Below are 13,321 nucleotides of genomic sequence, written 5' to 3'. Positions count from 1 at the left end.
GGCCAGCCCTCGGCAAACCTTCAACACCGCGCGGCATACCCATGGAGGCTCGCATCCGGCGTGCCCTTGCTTGACGCTTCGCCGCCGTGTCTCTAGGACGTGCCGGCAAGCTAGCCTTTGCTGTCGAGGCCACCCGTGACGATTGAAATCCCTGCCCATGTGCACCCCAGCCGCTCGTTCCAGGGGCTGATCCTGACCTTGCACAATTACTGGGCGGCCTATGGTTGCGTCATCCTCCAGCCCTACGACATGGAGGTCGGCGCCGGCACCTTTCACCCGGCAACGACGCTGCGCGCGCTCGGGCCGCGTCGCTGGAACGCCGCCTATGTCCAGCCCTCGCGCCGCCCCAAGGATGGCCGCTATGGCGAGAACCCGAACCGGCTGCAGCATTATTACCAGTACCAGGTGATCCTGAAGCCGAACCCGCCGAACCTGCAGGAGCTCTATCTCGGCTCACTGGCGGCGATCGGCGTCGATCCTCTGCTGCATGACATCCGCTTTGTCGAGGACGACTGGGAGAGCCCGACGTTGGGCGCCTGGGGGCTTGGCTGGGAATGCTGGTGCGACGGCATGGAAGTCTCGCAGTTCACCTATTTCCAGCAGGTCTGCGGCATCGAATGCGCGCCGGTGGCGGGCGAACTGACCTACGGGCTGGAGCGGCTGGCCATGTACGTGCAGGGCGTCGACAATGTCTACGATCTCAACTTCAACGGCCGTGAGGGTGCCGACAAGGTGACCTATGGCGATGTCTTCCTGCAGGCCGAGCAGGAATATTCGCGCCACAATTTCGAATACGCCAACACGGCGATGCTGCTTAGGCATTTCGAAGACGCCGAGGCTGAGTGCAAGGCACTGCTCGAGGCCGGAGCGCCGGCGTCGAACGACAATCTGCCGATGCACAAGATGGTCTTTCCGGCCTACGACCAGTGCATCAAGGCCAGCCATGTCTTCAACCTGCTCGACGCGCGCGGCGTGATCTCGGTCACCGAGCGGCAGAGCTACATCCTGCGGGTGCGCAATCTGGCGAAGGCCTGCGGCGAGGCGTTTTTGAAGACGCAGGCGGGTGGATTGGCTGCCTGAGCTTCAGGCAGACCTCATCGTTTCGAGGGAAGCGTTGATCGGTGACAGGATCTGGCCGCTCGGGCCAGCCATTGTCCGCAATGCCTGCCGAACACCCGGCATCGAGAAGGCGCCATGGACCTGCGCGGTGAAGCAGGCGCTGAGCGCGAGGATCTGCAGAAGTCTGGATGCTGTTTTCATGGTCGTTCAGCCAATAGTTCCCTGCCTGAGCGTGGGTCGCTTCAGCGCTGCGTTCGGTTCATGGAAATCTTTGATCCAAGGACGGACTGGGGTGCCGCGTCCCGACAGGGCAGCCAAAATTTCCGGAAAGGGTGACAGCGGCCAGCCGAGTTGCTATGCCCCGCCCGGACCACTCTCCCGCATGAGTTGACCCTATGCCCGACCTGCTTCTAGAACTTCGCTCCGAGGAAATCCCCGCCCGCATGCAGCGCAAGGCGGCGGGTGATCTCAAGAAGATGCTGACCGACGGTCTGGTCGAGGCGGGGCTGACCTATGAGGCGGCGCGCGAATACTGGACGCCGCGGCGCCTGACGCTCGACATCAGGGGCCTGACGGCGCGCTCGAAGGACATCCGCGAAGAGATCAAGGGACCATCGACGACGGCGCCCGAGCAGGCGGTCCAGGGGTTCCTGCGCAAGGCGGGGCTGTCCTCGGTCGCCGAGGCGCATGTCCATTCCGACCCGAAGAAGGGCGACTTCTATGTCGCCCACATTTCGAAGCCGGGCAGGGCGGCCGAAGAGATCATCGCGGAACTGGTCCCGGGCATTATTCGCAATTTCCCCTGGCCGAAATCGATGCGCTGGGGACCGGCCTCGGCCAAGCCGGGCTCGCTGCGCTGGGTGCGGCCGCTGCAATCGATCCTGTGCACCTTCGGCCCGGAAACCGAGGAGCCGGTCGTGGTCGATTTCGAGATCGACGGCATCCGCTCCGGCAACATCACCTACGGCCACCGCTTCCTGGCACCGGGCGAAATCACCGTACGCCGCTTCGACGATTATGTGAGCAAGCTGGAAGCGGCAAAGGTCGTGCTCGACGCCGACCGGCGCAAGGAGATCATCCTTGCCGACGCCCGCAACCTCGCTTTCGCCAATGGGCTCGATTTGGTCGAGGATGAAGGGCTGTTGGAGGAAGTGTCCGGTCTCGTCGAATGGCCTGTCGTGCTGATGGGCGAGTTCGAAGAGGATTTCCTCGCCATTCCGGCCGAGGTGATCCGGCTGACCATCCGCGCCAACCAGAAGTGCTTTGTCACCCGACCGCAAGGTGAAGGCGAAGCGCTGTCCAACCGCTTCATCCTCACCGCCAACATCGAGGCCAGGGACGGTGGCAAGGAGATCGCGCACGGCAACGGCAAGGTGGTGCGCGCCCGCCTCTCCGACGCGCTCTATTTCTGGACGACCGACCAGGGCGATCTGCCTGATCTGGGCCGGCTCGAAGCCTCGGCGAAAAAGTTTGACCTCGACCTGAAAAAGCCGCTCGACCAGCGCATGGCCCGGCTCGACCATCTCAATGTGACGTTCCACGCCAAGCTCGGCACACAAGGCGAGCGGGTGGAGCGGATCAGGCGGCTCGCCGAAGAACTGGCGCCGACCGTCGGTGCTGACCCAGCTCTCGCCGCTCGCGCGGCGGTTCTCGCCAAGGCCGATCTCACCACTGAAGTCGTCGGCGAATTCCCCGAATTGCAGGGCGCCATAGGCCGCAAATATGCGCTGCTCCAAGGCGAGCACCCGTCCGTGGCCGCGGCCATCGAGGAACATTACAAGCCGCAAGGCCCGTCCGACTACGTGCCGAGCGATCCGGTGTCGGTCGCCGTCGCGCTTGCCGACAAGCTCGATACGCTGGTCGGCTTCTGGGCCATCGACGAAAAGCCGACGGGGTCGAAGGACCCGTATGCTCTGCGTCGTGCGGCGCTGGGCGTGGTGAGGACCATTCTGGAAAACAAGCTCAAGCTTTCGCTGGGCGTTGCCATTGCGGCCGCGGTCTCGTCGGCCCTCGCTGTATACGAACAAAAAGGCGAGGGCGCAGACAGCCGTGGCGTGGTCGCGATGCTCGATTCCCGCATTCGCGATTACAAGGGGACAAGCCAGCTGTTGTCGGAAGCAGGCCTGATTTCCAACTTGTTGAAAGGCGGGCTGGCCAACGCAAGTGCAGAAACTTTTGGCTCCGCCGATCAGGAGCGAGAGTTCTTCGATGGCCAGCGTCTGATGGAGCTGAATACATCGCTGTCGCCATTCATCGCCGACCTCGTTGCCTTCTTCCACGACCGCCTGAAAGTCTACCTCCGCGACCAGGGCGCCCGACACGACCTCATTGACGCCGTCATCACCCCACAGTCCGACGATCTCTTGCAGATCGTCCGCCGCGTCGAAGCGCTCGGCTCCTTCCTCGACACCGAGGACGGCAAGAACCTGCTTGCCGGCACCAAGCGCGCGGCCAACATCCTGGCCGCCGAGGAGAAGAAGAAAACGGCTGTCGCCGAAACCGTTGAGCCGGCTCTGTTCAAGGAGAATGCGGAGAAATTGCTGTTTTCGGCGGTGAATCAGGCCGAGAAGCAAGCCGGCGAAGCGATTCAAAACGAAGACTTTTCCGCCGCCATGCTGGCGCTTAGCGCGTTGCGCGAACCTGTTGATTCATTCTTTGAGCATGTTCTCGTGAATGATGAGGACTTGTCCGTACGTGCCAATCGTCTGGCGCTGCTCGCTCGCATCCGTGCGGCCACCGGTCAGGTCGCGGACTTCGCGAAAATCGCCGGCTGAGTAGCATGATCCAAAAAAGTTGGTGCCGGTTTTCTCGGACAAACGGTTTTCGTTTGTCCGGCGATCATGCTCAGATAAAAAGGTCGCAGGCCTGAGAAAAATATCTGCGAGCCGGCCGTTCGAGCCGGCTTACAGTCATATGACGATGATCTCTCCGTGGCAAAAGGGACATGTTCCCCAACCCAACGGAGGCTTCCATGAATTCCGATCACGACATCGAAGTGACTGAAGAAACCTCGGCCGCCGCCGAGGCGCTTGAATCCGCTTCCGAAACCGTCCTCGACCATGCCGCTGCCACGGCGGTCGATGCCGCCGATCACTCTGACGACGAGGAGGATGGCGACGAAGAAGATGGCGACGACGAAGAAGAAGACGAAGACGGCGAAGAGTCTGACGAAGACGGCGCTGAAGCCGCCAAGCTCTCGGGCGATGACGACGAAGACGAGGACGACGCTGACGACGCCGTGAAGGCCGAAGGCGACGAAGAATCCGAAGACAGCGCGTCCGAGGAAGACGAGGACGACAAGGAAGAAGCGGCCTGAGATTTCAATCCGGCTCTGTCGAGAAGAAGGGCGGCGCATCGGCGCCGCCCTTTTTTATCCGTCTTCCCGGGCGCTTGTCAGTTCTCCAGGATGCTGACGCGCACGCTGTCCTCGTAGACGTCGACCTGGATCAGAGGTTCGCCATTGACGATGGCGCGCTTGGTCGACGAACTCATCGCGCCGGGACGTTCCAGCATGCGCTGCAGATCGGCGCGCTGGTCGTTGGTCCTGAACCAGGCATCACCCTCATCGTCGCTGTCGCGGCGATGGAATTTGTGCCAGTTGGCGCGGTCCTGCCGCACCATCTGCGCGGCGCTGTCCAGCGCATAGCCGTCGCTCGCCTGATGATCCCGATCGGAAATGCGCGCGACATAGGACCCCAGCATGTCATCGGCTTGCGCTGTACCGGCGCCCAGCAGCGATGCCAGCAGAAGCCCGGCCACGGTAACGGTCTTGGATAGTCTCATGATCAACCCCCTTTGAAACGACGAAGCTCGTCTGCCAGAGCCACCCCTTTTCCTGAATCGCTTGACCAAATTCAGGCGGCGGCTTCGAGCAGCCAGATATGCCGGCACGAACTCGCGCGACAATGGTGCGCAGGGCACCATCAAGCTGTCAACGAGCTGACTAGTCCAGCAATTCGTGGCCGCTACTTGACCTTGCCGACCCCGGGAACGGGCTTCGGTGCGGCTGCCGGTGCGGCCGGCTTCCTCTGCGTGCCCGACGCCGGAGCCGCCGAGGCGGTCGCCTGGGCCGGGGCCGGAGCCGCAGCGGTGGTCGCGGCTGGTGCCTTGGCTTGCGTCGGCGTCGAGAAATCGCCGCCGACGATGCCGCCGCGGATGATCATCGGGCTTGGCATGAAGCCGTGCCGTGCCTCGGGCGCGTTGGGGATCGCCGCAACCTTCTCATAGGTGACGTCGGGCTCGCCGAGCGCGACGACGGACACCACATCGCTTGCCTTGATATCAGCCGCCTTCAGCACCAGGATGGAGGGCGTCGCGGCCGGGGCGCCGGGAAAGACCAGGGACGAGGCCTGAGCTCCGCTGGCCATCGTGGCCAGAGTTATTCCCAGCAATACGCGCACAGACACTGATATAGCTCCCCTTGCCCAGAAGCTGCTCAATAGCAGGCCGGAATTGATGCCGGCTTTCGCACAAACATAGCATTTTAGGGATTGATAAATCGCCAAGACCTTCTCTTGCCGAACAGCCGGCTTGCCCAACAGCCGCCATCGTACTACGCAGCCGGCATCTGCGAGGTGACGAGAGTGGCTGAGATACTTGCCGTCGGCGAGGCGTTGGAGCGGGCGCTGGCTTTGCTTGAGGGCGGCGATGTCGTCGCCATCCCGACGGAAACCGTCTACGGGCTTGCCGGCGATGCCACCAACGGCATCGGCGTGGCGCGTATCTTCGAGGCCAAGGGGCGGCCGCGCTTCAATCCGCTGATTGCCCATGTCGCCGACATGGCCATGGCCGAGCGCATCGCCCTGTTCGATCCGCTGTCGAAGAAACTCGCGCAGGCGTTCTGGCCGGGTCCACTGACGCTGGTGCTGCCGCAGCGGCCTGGCAACGGCATCCATCCGCTGGTCACGGCCGGGCTCGACACGATCGCCTTGCGCATGCCGAGGGGCTTTGGCGGCAACCTGATCGCAAAGCTCGGCCGGCCGCTTGCCGCGCCCAGCGCCAATTCTTCCGGCAGGATCAGCGCGACGACGGCACAAGCGGTGGCGGCCGATCTCGGCGCCCGCATCAAGCTGGTCGTCGATGGCGGCGCGACGCCGGTCGGGCTGGAATCGACCATCGTCAAGGCCGAAGGGGCAGGAGTGCGCCTGCTCCGGCCCGGCGGCATTGCCGCCGAGGAGATCGAGGCGGCCATCGGCATGGAGCTGTTGCGCGGTGGAGGGGCGGGCATCGAGGCGCCAGGCATGCTCGCCTCGCACTATGCGCCAGGTGCTGCCATGCGGCTCAATGCCGGAATGGTCGGCGAGGGCGAGGCGTTGCTCGGCTTCGGCGGACAGCGGGCCGAAGGCTGGCGCAATGCTACAACCTTCCTCAACCTGTCAGCATCCGGTGACCTGCGTGAAGCGGCGAGCAACCTTTTCGCCTATATGCAGGAACTCGATCGCAGCGGCGCGCGCACCATCGCTGTCGAGAAGATTCCCGTTGATGGTCTTGGCGAGGCCATCAACGACCGGCTCTCGCGTGCAGCCGCCCCCCGGTGACAACGCACACCCCACAACATAGTTTTGCCGCATGACCGAAATTTTGCAAAAACTCGATCCCGCTCTCATCGACCGCTTTGCGGCGATCGTCGGTGACAAATACGCGCTGCGCGATGAGCAGGACATCGCGCCCTATCTTATCGAGCGGCGCGGGCTCTGGCATGGCGCGACGTCGCTGGTGCTGCGGCCGGGCAGTGTCGACGAGGTCAGCCGCATCATGAGGCTGGCGACCGAGACCGGAACGCCGGTCGTGCCGCAAAGCGGCAACACCGGGCTGGTCGGCGCCCAGGTGCCGGACAGATCCGGCCGCGAGATCATCCTGTCGCTGTCGCGGCTGAACCGCATCCGCGAGATCGACGTCCTGTCCAATACGGTGACGGCGGAGGCCGGCGTCATTCTGCAGACGCTGCAGGAAGCGGCCGACGCCGCCGACCGGCTGTTTCCGCTGTCGCTCGCCGCGCAAGGCTCCTGCCAGATCGGCGGCAACCTCTCCTCCAACGCCGGCGGCACCGGCGTGCTGGCCTACGGCAATGCGCGTGAACTCTGCCTCGGTGTCGAAGTGGTGCTGCCGACAGGCGAGGTCTTCGACGATCTGCGCAAGCTGAAGAAGGACAACACCGGCTACGATTTGAAGGACCTGTTCGTCGGTGCCGAAGGCACGCTCGGCATCATCACTGCCGCCGTGCTGAAGCTGTTCCCGAAGCCGAAGGGGCGTGAGGTCGCGTTCGCCGGCCTGTCGTCTGCCGAAGCGGCACTGTCGCTGTTCAGCCTGGCCATGGACCGCGCCGGCGCTTCGCTGACCGCCTTCGAATTGATCGGTAAGAGACCTTACGATTTTACGCTCAGGCATGGTCAAGGTGTCGTGCGGCCGCTGGCCGACGACTGGCCCTGGTATGTCTTGATGCAGGTTTCCTCCGGCCGCTCGGAAGCCGATGGCCGGGAACTGATCGAGGAGGTGCTGGCGGATGGTCTCGAGCAAGGCATCGTTGGCGATGCGGTGGTCGCGGCCAGCCTTGCCCAGGGCGACGCTTTCTGGAATTTCCGCGAGACGCTGCCCGAATGCCAGAAGCCGGAGGGTGCCTCGATCAAGCACGATATTTCGGTGCCGATCGCATCGATCCCGCGCTTCATCGAAGAGGCCGCAGGCGCGGTGGCGTCGGTCAGTGCCGGCGCCCGCGTGGTCTGCTTCGGCCACATGGGCGACGGCAATCTTCACTATAACATCTCGCGGCCCGTCGATGGCGACGACGAGGCGTTTCTCGCCCTCTACCATCCTATGAACAAGGCGGTGCACGATGTCGTGCGCTCCTTTCACGGTTCGATCTCGGCCGAGCACGGCATCGGCCAGTTGAAGCGCGACGAACTGATCGCCACGGCGCCGCCGATGGCCATCGATCTGATGCGCCGGGTAAAGGCTGCCTTTGATCCCGCCGGCATCATGAATCCCGGTAAGGTTATCTGATCCTTTCAACATCTTGTGGCCGGTGGCATTCCGATAACCATCCCTGAGATCAGCAAAATTTAACCGACTTTCTTAAGCGCGGCGGTAAGGAGCCCGCGCTACTGTTTCCCCATAACGAGGCCGGGAAAACTGGCCCGGAGAGAACCGGACACCGGCTCTCAGGAGACAGACAGGAAGGCACTCTATGAACACCGGACTGAAGCCAGTCTGGGCGGGACGCAACATGCGCCTCGACCCATTCCGACTGCCCCAGATGGTCAGCTACGCCACGCGCGACGATTATGGCGACGTGACGTTCACCATCGACCACCGTGGCGCCGTGATCCGCCGCATGCTCGAGATGAGCGGCTTACCGGCGATCATCGCCCTGCCGGCCAATGCGTTCCGCGGCGTCGCCGCCCGCGCGATGGAGGATCCGGAAGGCAATGTCACGGTGACCCTGGAACTCCTGCACAATGATCCGATGCTGTCGGTGCCGCTGCTGGTGGCCGACGATCTCGACGATGTCGCCGCCGACTGGCGCGCCTGGGCCGATGCCTACCGCCTGCCGATGCTGTTGATCGAATCGGACGGCGTCGCCCGCACCCTGGAAGAATCGCTCGGCGCCGCCATCAAGACGCTGCCGCCGCAGGATCGCCGCAAGGGCCGCGTTTCCAACACGCGCCGCCCGCGCTTCCTTGCCCGCCGCAGGGCCGGCAACCTCGGTCTCAGGCTGGTCATCGACGGCCAGGAGATCATTTCACGCGACTAGCCTTCTTCTCCCCGTCACTATACGGGGCGAAGTGCCCGGCAGGGCGATGAGGGGCAGCGCCGACCTGAGTGTTTGGTCACTACCTTAAGACTTAGTTGAGTTGTGTCGCCGCTGAACCTCTCACCTTGAAGGTTGGCGCTGCCCCTCATCCGGCTGCCGCCACCTTCTCCCCGTATAGTGACGGCGAGAAGGAAGACTACACCAGCGGCTTCAGCGCCACCCACAATGCGCCGCCGATCAGGCCGAGGAAGATCAGCCAGCCGACCTGGTTGTTCGACCGGAACAGCCGCAGGCATTGGTCCGGATCGTTGATATCCAGAACCGTGATCTGCCGCGCCATGTGGGCGCCGGCGGCGATCAGTCCGGCGAGCGCTACAACGGGCGCCTGCGCCGAGGCGAAGGCGATGGCGAAGCAGATCAGGGTGCCGCCATAAAGCCCGGCCAGCCACGCCTTGGTGTTGTCGCCGAACAGCCGCGCCGTCGAGCGCACGCCGACAATGGCATCGTCTTCCTTGTCCTGGTGCGCATAGATCGTGTCGTAGCCGATCACCCACAGGATCGAGCCGATATAGAGCATGATGGCGGGGCCATCGAGATCGCCGAACTCGACCGCCCATCCCATCAGCGCGCCCCAGGAAAAGGCAAGGCCGAGAAACAGTTGCGGCCAGTTGGTTATCCGCTTCATGAATGGATAGATAGCGACGATCACCAGCGAGCAGATGCCGAGCAGGATGGCGAAGCTGTTGAACTGCAGAAGCACGGCAAGGCCGACCAGGGCCTGCAGGACAAGAAACAGCCAGGCCCGACGGCGTGTGGTCTGGCCCGATGGCAGCGGACGCGAGCGGGTGCGTTCGACCTGGTTGTCGATGCCTTCGTCGACGATGTCGTTATAGGTGCAGCCGGCGCCGCGCATGGCGATGGCGCCGACCAGGAACAGCACGAGATACAATGGCGCCGGCAGCAGCGAGAGCAGCGGGTCGCCGGGGCGGGGATAGGCGCTTGCCGCGAGCGCCGCCGACCACCAGCACGGCCACAAAAGCAATTGCCAGCCGATCGGCCTGTCCCATCGCGCGAGCTGCGCATAGGGCCAAACCGCGCGCGGCAGCACGCGATAGACCCAATGGCCGTTCGGTGCATCGGCAACACGGCCCTGGGCCGCTTTCGACTGGATGGTTTCCATGCCTATGGAGTGGCAGCAGCCGCCGAAACCGTCAAGCGGCAAGCGGCCGAGGGACGGCCGCCAACCCGTCACGACGCGAAGATGTCGCGCGTGGAAAACCAGGCCTTCGCCGTCTCGACAAATGCCAGTGCCGCGTTCGACACGCGCTGATGCGTGTCATAGGTGAGGATGATGCGTTGCATCGGCAGAGGATCCGACAGCGGCTTGCAGATCAGGGGCAGTCCATCATAGCTGCGGTCGCCGTGCGGGCGGGTGTAGCTGACGGCGACGCCAAATCCGTTCGCTACCATGCTGCGCTGGAGTTCGAACGAGCTTGTCGCCCTGTCGGCCCCCGGCGAGAGGCCACGGCCACGGAACAGGTCGAGCATGTGCTGCCAGCTGTGCGGCTGGTCCGTCGTGATCAGCGGATAGGCCGCCAGATCCGCCAGGCTGACCTCGGGATAGTCCACCAGCGCATGACCTGCCGGCAGCAATGCATGCGGCCGCAGCTCGTGCAGCAGGATGCGGGCGAAATGCGCGGGCAGGCCAAGATCATAGCTGAGGCCGAGATCGATGGCGGCATCCGTCAGACGCCGCCCGAGCGTCTCGAACGTTTCGTCGCGAACGATCACCGTGACGTCTGGATGGCGTTCGGAAAAAGCGCGGATCAGACCCGGCGCGAAATAGGGCGCCAGATCCTCGAAACATCCAAGCACCAACTCGCCGCCGACGGCCGAATTGCCCGCCCCCAGGCTCATCAGTTCGTCGGTCTCGGCAAGAACCTGTTTTGCCTTGGCCACGACGACGCGGCCGAAGGAGGTCAGCGAGACGCCGCTGCCGCGCTGGCGCACGAACAGTTTTTGCCCGAAATCCTTTTCGATCGCGTCGATCGCCACCGAAATCGAGGGCTGCGAAATGTTCAACGCCCTGGCCGCGCCGGTGACGCTGCCGTGGCGGGCGACAGCGACCAGATAACGCAATTGGGTGAGGCTGATTCTCATAGTCTGATTCTATGTATCAGATGAGAAGTTATTATTTTACTGAATGAATGCGGGTTGCGATAGTCGTCCCGATCCTGAAAGGAGGACACCATGGCTCCCCAGACTGCTGCCCGCGCCATCGACACCAGCCTGATCGATGCGGAGACGATTGCCGACTACCAGCGTGACGGCGCGGTTTGTATCCGCGGCGCGTTCAAGGGCTGGGTCGACACGATTGCCGCCGGCATCGAGCGCAACATGCAAAACCGCAGCGCCACCACGTCCGACATCGCCAATGGCCGCGGCAGTTTCTTCGACGATTACTGCAACTGGGAGCGCATTCCCGAATTCGTCGAGTTGGTGCGGAAGTCGCCGGCCGCCGAACTGGCGGCGGCGGTGATGCAGTCGCGCACCGCGCAGTTCTTCCACGATCACGTTCTGGTCAAGGAGCCCGGCACGCAGAAGCCGACGCCCTGGCATCAGGATATCCCCTATTACTTCGTCGATGGCCAGCAGACGGTCAGCTTCTGGATCCCCATCGATCCGGTGAAGGAGGCAACGCTGCGCCTGATCGCCGGCTCGCACAAATGGGACAAGATGATCCTGCCCGTGCGCTGGCTCGACGACAGCAATTTTTATGCCGGCGAAGGCGACTATTTGCCGGTGCCGGATCCCGACAACGACCCGTCGATGAAAGTGCTCGAATGGGAGATGGAGCCGGGCGACGCCATCCTGTTCGACTTCCGCACCGCGCATGGCGCGCGCGGCAATCTAACCGCGGCGCGGCGCCGGGCGCTGTCGCTGCGCTGGGTCGGCGACGATGCCCACTATGTCGAGCGGCCGGGTCGTACCTCGCCGCCCTATCACGGCCATGGCATGCGGCCGGGGCAGAAATTGCGCGAAGACTGGTTCCCGGTGGTCTTTCCCGGCTGAAGCGGGCCAGAATATGGGCGCCGGAATTCGGCGCCCATATTCGGCCGGGGATAACGTTCCCGTGCGCAATTCGGATCAAAACACCCTGATGCCTTGACCCGTCGCCCGGAGAGCAATAGCGGGTGCTCTCCAGGGTTAGCATCAAGAGGTGGCCATGAACGTTCTTCTTCTGGGCTCCGGCGGCCGCGAACATGCGCTTGCCTGGAAGATCGCCGCCTCGCCGCTGCTGACCAAGCTTTACGCGGCCCCCGGTAATCCCGGCATCGGCGCTGAGGCCGAACTGGTTAAGATGGATATCACCGACCACGCCGCTGTCGCCTCCTTCTGCCGGGAGAAGAAGATCGACCTCGTCGTCGTCGGTCCGGAAGGGCCGCTTGTCGCCGGTATCGCGGACGATTTGCGCGCCGAAAACATCCGCGTCTTCGGGCCTTCGAAGGCCGCCGCGCGGCTGGAAGGCTCCAAGGGTTTCACCAAGGACCTCTGCGCCCGATACGACATCCCCACCGCCGCCTATGGCCGTTTCAACGATCTGGCCTCGGCCAAGGCCTATGTCGAAAAGACGGGTGCGCCGATCGTCATCAAGGCCGATGGGCTCGCCGCCGGCAAGGGTGTCACGGTCGCCATGACGCTGGACGAGGCGCGGGCGGCCCTCGATGCCTGCTTCGAGGGCTCCTTCGGCGCAGCCGGTGCGGAGGTGGTGGTCGAGGAATTCATGACCGGCGAGGAGGCGAGCTTCTTCTGCCTCTGCGACGGCACGACCGCGCTGCCTTTCGGCACGGCACAGGACCACAAGCGTGTCGGCGACGGCGATGTCGGCCCCAACACCGGCGGTATGGGCGCCTATTCCCCGGCGCCGGTGATGACGCCGGAAATGATTGAGCGCACCATGCGCGAGATCATCGAGCCGACGATGCGCGGCATGGCCGAGCTTGGCGCGCCCTTCGCCGGCATTCTCTTTGCCGGGCTGATGATATCAGACAAGGGGCCGAAGCTGATCGAATACAACACCCGCTTCGGCGATCCGGAATGCCAGGTGCTGATGATGCGGCTCAAGGACGACCTGCTGGTGCTGCTCAATGCCGCCGTCGACGGTCAGCTGGCGCACACGTCCATACGCTGGCGCGATGAGGCAGCACTCACCGTAGTGATGGCGGCGCGGGGCTATCCCGGCACGCCGGAAAAAGGCTCGGTCATCCGCGGCGTCGGGGAAGCGGCGGGCGAAGGCGTCCAGATCTTCCATGCCGGCACCGCCATCAACGGCGGCGCGCTGGTCGCCAATGGCGGCCGCGTCCTCAATGTCACCGCCACCGGCGCCACGGTCGGCGAGGCGCAGAAGCGGGCCTATGCCGCGCTCGACCGGATCGATTGGCCGGACGGATTCTGCCGCCGCGACATCGGCTGGCAGGCCGTGGCGCGCGAGCGGGCGAGCTGAGATTTCGG

General features: G+C 63.9%; 13 protein-coding genes. 8 read left to right on the top strand and 5 right to left on the bottom strand.

The genetic code is table 11. From position 1 onward, the window contains the following. Positions 1 to 135: 135 nt before the first annotated feature. Positions 136 to 1,080 carry a glycine--tRNA ligase subunit alpha gene (locus tag D3242_RS01005; RefSeq protein WP_019856942.1) on the top strand — a complete coding sequence of 315 codons (945 nt, stop codon included), beginning with the start codon at positions 136 to 138 and terminating at the stop codon, positions 1,078 to 1,080. Between the two features lie 3 nt (positions 1,081 to 1,083). Here the strand turns inward: D3242_RS01005 and D3242_RS33420 are convergent, their stop codons facing one another. Continuing rightward, positions 1,084 to 1,260 (bottom strand): hypothetical protein, encoded by a 177-nt coding sequence (locus D3242_RS33420; protein ID WP_019856943.1) that lies wholly within the window; start codon positions 1,258 to 1,260, stop codon positions 1,084 to 1,086. A 194-nt stretch (positions 1,261 to 1,454) separates the two neighbouring features. On the opposite strand from D3242_RS33420, the gene glyS reads away from it, so the two are divergent. Together glyS and D3242_RS00995 are read left to right on the top strand one after the other, a co-directional pair. After that, positions 1,455 to 3,833 carry a glycine--tRNA ligase subunit beta gene (gene glyS / locus D3242_RS01000; RefSeq protein WP_064983050.1) on the top strand — a complete coding sequence of 793 codons (2,379 nt, stop codon included), beginning with the start codon at positions 1,455 to 1,457 and terminating at the stop codon, positions 3,831 to 3,833. Between the two features lie 197 nt (positions 3,834 to 4,030). Then, the gene (locus D3242_RS00995) at positions 4,031 to 4,375 is read left to right on the top strand and encodes an ATPase (protein WP_064983048.1); all 345 of its coding nucleotides are present in this window, start codon (positions 4,031 to 4,033) and stop codon (positions 4,373 to 4,375) included. 77 nt (positions 4,376 to 4,452) lie between these two features. On the opposite strand, the gene D3242_RS00990 is transcribed toward D3242_RS00995, so the two are convergent. Both D3242_RS00990 and D3242_RS00985 read right to left on the bottom strand, forming a co-directional pair. Next, on the bottom strand, positions 4,453 to 4,842 hold the full coding sequence (locus D3242_RS00990; RefSeq protein WP_027046609.1) for a hypothetical protein: 390 nt from the start codon (positions 4,840 to 4,842) through the stop codon (positions 4,453 to 4,455). A 182-nt stretch (positions 4,843 to 5,024) separates the two neighbouring features. Continuing rightward, positions 5,025 to 5,426, bottom strand: a complete 402-nt coding sequence (locus D3242_RS00985; RefSeq protein WP_064983046.1) for a hypothetical protein — start codon at positions 5,424 to 5,426, stop codon at positions 5,025 to 5,027. Between the two features lie 216 nt (positions 5,427 to 5,642). Between D3242_RS00985 and D3242_RS00980 the strand changes: the two genes are divergently transcribed. From D3242_RS00980 to D3242_RS00970, 3 genes are all read left to right on the top strand, one after another. After that, the gene (locus tag D3242_RS00980) at positions 5,643 to 6,596 is read left to right on the top strand and encodes an L-threonylcarbamoyladenylate synthase (protein WP_064983045.1); all 954 of its coding nucleotides are present in this window, start codon (positions 5,643 to 5,645) and stop codon (positions 6,594 to 6,596) included. 31 nt (positions 6,597 to 6,627) lie between these two features. Then, on the top strand, positions 6,628 to 8,058 hold the full coding sequence (locus D3242_RS00975) for an FAD-binding oxidoreductase (RefSeq protein ID WP_064983043.1): 1,431 nt from the start codon (positions 6,628 to 6,630) through the stop codon (positions 8,056 to 8,058). A 184-nt stretch (positions 8,059 to 8,242) separates the two neighbouring features. Beyond that, positions 8,243 to 8,809, top strand: coding sequence for a DUF6101 family protein (locus D3242_RS00970; RefSeq protein ID WP_019856949.1), 567 nt, complete (start codon positions 8,243 to 8,245; stop codon positions 8,807 to 8,809). 196 nt (positions 8,810 to 9,005) lie between these two features. Here D3242_RS00970 and ubiA read toward each other — a convergent pair whose 3' ends face one another. Beyond that, positions 9,006 to 9,989 carry a 4-hydroxybenzoate octaprenyltransferase gene (gene ubiA, locus D3242_RS00965; RefSeq protein ID WP_064983041.1) on the bottom strand — a complete coding sequence of 328 codons (984 nt, stop codon included), beginning with the start codon at positions 9,987 to 9,989 and terminating at the stop codon, positions 9,006 to 9,008. 68 nt (positions 9,990 to 10,057) lie between these two features. After that, positions 10,058 to 10,969, bottom strand: a complete 912-nt coding sequence (locus D3242_RS00960; protein ID WP_064983039.1) for a LysR family transcriptional regulator — start codon at positions 10,967 to 10,969, stop codon at positions 10,058 to 10,060. A 90-nt stretch (positions 10,970 to 11,059) separates the two neighbouring features. On the opposite strand from D3242_RS00960, the gene D3242_RS00955 reads away from it, so the two are divergent. Together D3242_RS00955 and purD are read left to right on the top strand one after the other, a co-directional pair. Then, positions 11,060 to 11,881: a phytanoyl-CoA dioxygenase family protein gene (locus tag D3242_RS00955; RefSeq protein ID WP_064983037.1), complete on the top strand. Its 822-nt coding sequence runs from the start codon at positions 11,060 to 11,062 to the stop codon at positions 11,879 to 11,881. Between the two features lie 154 nt (positions 11,882 to 12,035). After that, positions 12,036 to 13,313: a phosphoribosylamine--glycine ligase gene (purD, locus tag D3242_RS00950; protein ID WP_019856953.1), complete on the top strand. Its 1,278-nt coding sequence runs from the start codon at positions 12,036 to 12,038 to the stop codon at positions 13,311 to 13,313. Positions 13,314 to 13,321: the final 8 nt, after the last annotated feature.

This window comes from Mesorhizobium jarvisii, from assembly GCF_003601985.1.
Classification (GTDB): domain Bacteria; phylum Pseudomonadota; class Alphaproteobacteria; order Rhizobiales; family Rhizobiaceae; genus Mesorhizobium; species Mesorhizobium jarvisii.
This window is presented reverse-complemented; position numbering and strand designations above follow the sequence as displayed.